3 protein-coding genes are annotated in these 4,219 nt (G+C 45.8%); 2 read left to right on the top strand and 1 reads right to left on the bottom strand.

The annotated features are described in order from the left end of the window. Window positions 1–98: 98 nt before the first annotated feature. Window positions 99–2,579, top strand: a complete 2,481-nt coding sequence (locus tag NG833_RS13605) for a DNA/RNA non-specific endonuclease (protein ID WP_254565827.1) — start codon at window positions 99–101, stop codon at window positions 2,577–2,579. A 106-nt stretch (window positions 2,580–2,685) separates the two neighbouring features. Here NG833_RS13605 and NG833_RS13600 read toward each other — a convergent pair whose 3' ends face one another. Continuing rightward, a complete protein-coding gene (locus tag NG833_RS13600; RefSeq protein WP_254565826.1) occupies window positions 2,686–3,855 on the bottom strand; it encodes a pentapeptide repeat-containing protein in 1,170 nt (389 codons plus the stop codon). A gap of 112 nt (window positions 3,856–3,967) precedes the next feature. Here NG833_RS13600 and NG833_RS13595 point away from each other — a divergent pair. Beyond that, on the top strand, window positions 3,968–4,219 hold a 252-nt coding region (locus tag NG833_RS13595), incomplete at its 3' end, for a hypothetical protein (protein WP_254565825.1).

Below are 4,219 nucleotides of genomic sequence, written 5' to 3'. Positions count from 1 at the left end.
TTGTTGGCAAGCCCTTAGTGCTATTAGCCGACTGGATTGATGGCATTGAACCCTTCAAATTACTCAATGGTGGGTTTGCCGAAGCGGCAGCCGATGCCATGTTTGCTTCCTTGGTGCAACTCGACCAAACATATAACGGTGCCGTAGGAGATGGAAATAATCTCTATGACCAAAATGGTAATCTGATTCGCACCCAAGGAGATATTTTCAACTCCCCATTGCACTTTATTGGTATCGGTCAAGGTGCGGTGGTAAATACGGAAATGATTCAACGGTTGGGGACATATTTCCCTAATGCGGGAGGAACCATCGCTGGTTTACCCGACATCCAAATGACTACAGTAGATCCTCACAATTATGATGAGAATTCTCCACCGGGATTTTTTCAGAATATTTTCGACCCAGAAATAGTCGTTTGGGACAACGTGACTTATGCGGATAATTACTATCAAACCAACGGAACGGGCAATACCCTCAACGGGAAAGAATTATCCGGGGACCGTTGGAGTGCAGACTGGAATGTCAATATTGGAGAGTGGAACGAGTTCGACAAAAACACATCTGATGGAGAACCCCATCTAAAGGCAGCAGCATGGTATGCCGGAACTGCCGACCTCAGTCCGAGTCAAATTCCTGATGAAAACGGACAAACAATTTATCGTCGTTTTGGCGATTTTACCAGTTTTCCTTTTAGTTCTTGGTATGTGCCCGACCACACCAAAGCCAACTTTAAGCGCGACGACGGCACTGACTTTGACGCTCCTTGGGAAGGCATTGGTACGGGTTGGTTTAATTCGGCTTTAGGTGGGGGCAGTGAATTGCGTCCTTATGATGTTAATGGGAAGAAGAGCAAGCAAGAGCTGGGAGATTTTGACGAGTATTTGCAGTCAAATCGCTTGCCAGTAACTTTTGACAATACTTACACGGGTAAGCCGGTAGGAACTCGACTGCGAGGCGACTATACAGTTCCGACTCTATTCAATGGTAACTTTGATGCCAGCGTGAAAATTGAAAATGTCGAGCAGCCAATTCCGGGCTGGCCGTTCTATCGAGATTCGGCGACTCAAGGTCAGGCTCCCAGTTCTGAGCTAACCACAGAAGACCTAGTAAAATGGAAGGACATTCCCTCGTTAAAAAAATATGTTGGTTCTCCCTCCAACTTAGCTTTGAAGCTAAAACCGGGAAATCGGATTACCCACGATTCTTTTATCGTGCCCGATTGGGGTACCTTGCGCTTCGACGTTCACTCTCCATCTAATGAAAAGGATAAAAAGCGTGGCGAGCTGACAGTTACGATTAAGCCCCTAGATGATTCCATAGATGAGTTTTCTCAAAAAATCGATCTGCAAGAGGCAAGCAACCAGCTAGATAGCAAAAATATTCCGATAAGCTACGAGGAAGACAAGTATAAAATCGATTTTGGAAACAGTGGGTTTGAAGCCTTCTACGTTCCCATACCCGACAGCTTGAGAGGACAAGCGGCTACTCTAGAATTCCAACTGACCAAAAGCGGGAACAGCAGACCAACAGTTTACTTGGATAATGTTTTTTTCCAAAGCAGCTCGCTCAAGCTGGGCAACCCAACGGAATCTCGAACCAATACGAGCGAAGCCTATCTAGATAACTACTTGCTAGAAAACCCACAATACAGTCTTTCTTACAATGGCGAAACAAACACTCCGAACTGGGTGAGTTGGGTTCTTGACAAAACTTGGGCGACGGGAAGGGCAGGAAGGGCAGCCAAGGGCTTTGCAGAGGATCCCGATCTGCCAGCGTCGAGTTTCTACAGGATTCAGCAAGATGATTATGACTTTGCATCTCAGATTGAGCAGAAATACAACGAAAAGGACGACTACAATAAGTTTAGTTGGTCGAAAAAAGCTTTCTTCTGGGCAGATCGCGGCCATTTGAGTCCTTCTAACGACCGTCAAAGAAGCGTAAAGGATAACTTCGCCACCTTTTTGACGACCAATATCATTCCTCAAGATAGCAAGCAAAATTCAGGGGTTTGGCGAACCCAAGAAAAACAGCTTCAAGACCTTGCCAAGGAAGGTTATCAGTTCGTTATTTTTGCTGGAGGTGCCGGTCAAGGTGGCGGAACCGTACAATACGGCCCGTTACCGGAAACGGTAACTGGACCTTCTCCGATTAAAAGGGGCGATCCCAACCCCAACCAGTTTGCCGATTTCTATGCCAATACTGACGCAACCCAGCAAACTAAAATCGAAGTTCCCGATGCCATGTGGAAGGTAGTCTTAGGCTATTCGCCGAACAACAAGTCCGACTACCCCGACATTCACTTTGCTTGGTGGATACCCAACAACTCTTATGCAATTCAAGAGATGCTCGACTACAATAATCCCATTGAAGATCCTAAAGACGGTCAGCTCAAGCCAAACAACAACACTCGCCCTTGGGATGACGCAAAATTCACAATTTCTATCGAAGCATTAGAAGCCCGACTCAACCGAGAGGTAGCGCCCGACATTGAATACGATTTTCTCAGCAACCTTCGGGATCCCGAACGGAAAAAGCGGATGAAGGAGGTAATGGCATTTTTGCCACAAAATTCTGGTTGAGCTAAATTGAGCTAGACAGGAATATCTCAATTTACTCTGAAAAAGCGCCACCATTAGGTAATGGCAGCGCTTTTTCATGGGTTCCAAAGGCTCTTCGCTCCAAAAACTAGGTTTTTATTCTGTTTCCAGTACGCACTCTACCATCGGGCAGGATCATATTCAGAATACGGCAGTCTTGAAATCTTACTCCACCGTTTACATCTATACCCACCTCGAAGTCGGCTCCACGGAAATCAGTTCGGACTAACCTGGCTCCACTAAAAGTAACGCTTTTAAACCGGGCTCGATGGAAAATTGCCTCCGTCAAATTACCCCCAAGATCGGAATAGCTGATTCTGGCATCGGTCAAATTGGCTCTGCTGAGGTTAACAGAGAGGCTAGTTTCAGTGAAGCTAGCTCCGGTTAAGTCAGCCCCGCTTAAATCCACCGATTCAAAACTCGACTGGAAGGTATCCATTCCTCGCAAGGTAGCACCCCGCAAGTCTAATTGCTCGAATTCAGCTTCATCGAACTGAACCCTACTCAAGTCCGCTTCTCGAAAAATAATTCCATTTATGTAATGGTCTATATCTGTTATATCGCTATCGCGCAGAATAATCCCGCTCAAGTCCAACCCCTTATATTTGAAGCGATCGCGCGGCCAAGAAAGTTTCCTATAATCCGTCTCGATAATGACATTGCTAAAGTCCCTTTCCCCAGCTCGATACCGGCTGATGAGGTCTTCAAAGAGAATCTCCGTCTTGGGCAGCTTAGTTAGAGAGGTATCCGCTTGAGAAAGATCCACATTAGTTAAGTCAGTACCTTCAAGGGAACATTCGATAAAAATCGCCCCCTTGAAACTGGCTCCTGCTAAGTTGGTATATTCTAAGCTGCATTCTTCTAGCTTAGTCCCTTCTAGATTGGCTCTCGTTAAGTTGAGATGACAAAGGGAACTTTTTAACAGGTGAGCTCCGTTAAAGTTGCTTCCGCTCAGGTTAGCCTCGCCAAAAATGCTACCGTTAATGCTGGCATCGCTCAAATCAGCGTCAGTCAGGTCAGATTCAGATAGTTCGCCACTTAGTTTCGCTTGACTCAAGCAAGCCCCTCTGAGCTTGGCACGATATAAACAGACTTCATGTAGGTTAGCACCCCTCAAATTGGCACCACAAAGGTTAGCATCTTCGAGATTTATGTCGGCCAGATTGGCTCCTTCTAAATTAGCATGGCTTAGGTCAATCCCTGGAAACTCTCGTTCTCCAGCCTGATAACGTCTGAGTAATTCTTCCACATCCATCATTTACCTATGCGTTTTGTTAGCTATTCAATGGTAACTTTGATGCCATTTCCTTCAAAAGGAAATCTCAAAATATCCCGGGCTGGAATAATGCGACTCAAGCCTCTTTGTATCAATGGCATCAAAAGGCAGCAATTTTGTCAATGATTTCAACGATCTGGGCAGTTCCCTGTCGGATTTACAAGTGGAATTCCGGGTGGGTACGCGCACATACGAAGGCACCGTAATACCGGAATTTTCTCAGGAATTGGGAGAAAATCGATTTACCGTGGCGGTAGAAATACCAGAAACCATTGCCCTGGGAGAAGCAGAAATCGTGTTAATCCGACCCCAGAAACAGCGTTTGGGAACGAATGTAGACCAATAT

The organism is Oscillatoria sp. HE19RPO (assembly GCF_024220515.1).
GTDB lineage: Bacteria > Cyanobacteriota > Cyanobacteriia > Cyanobacteriales > Laspinemataceae > Laspinema.
Note: the sequence above shows the minus strand (reverse complement) of the source record. Positions and strands in the feature narration are given on the sequence as shown.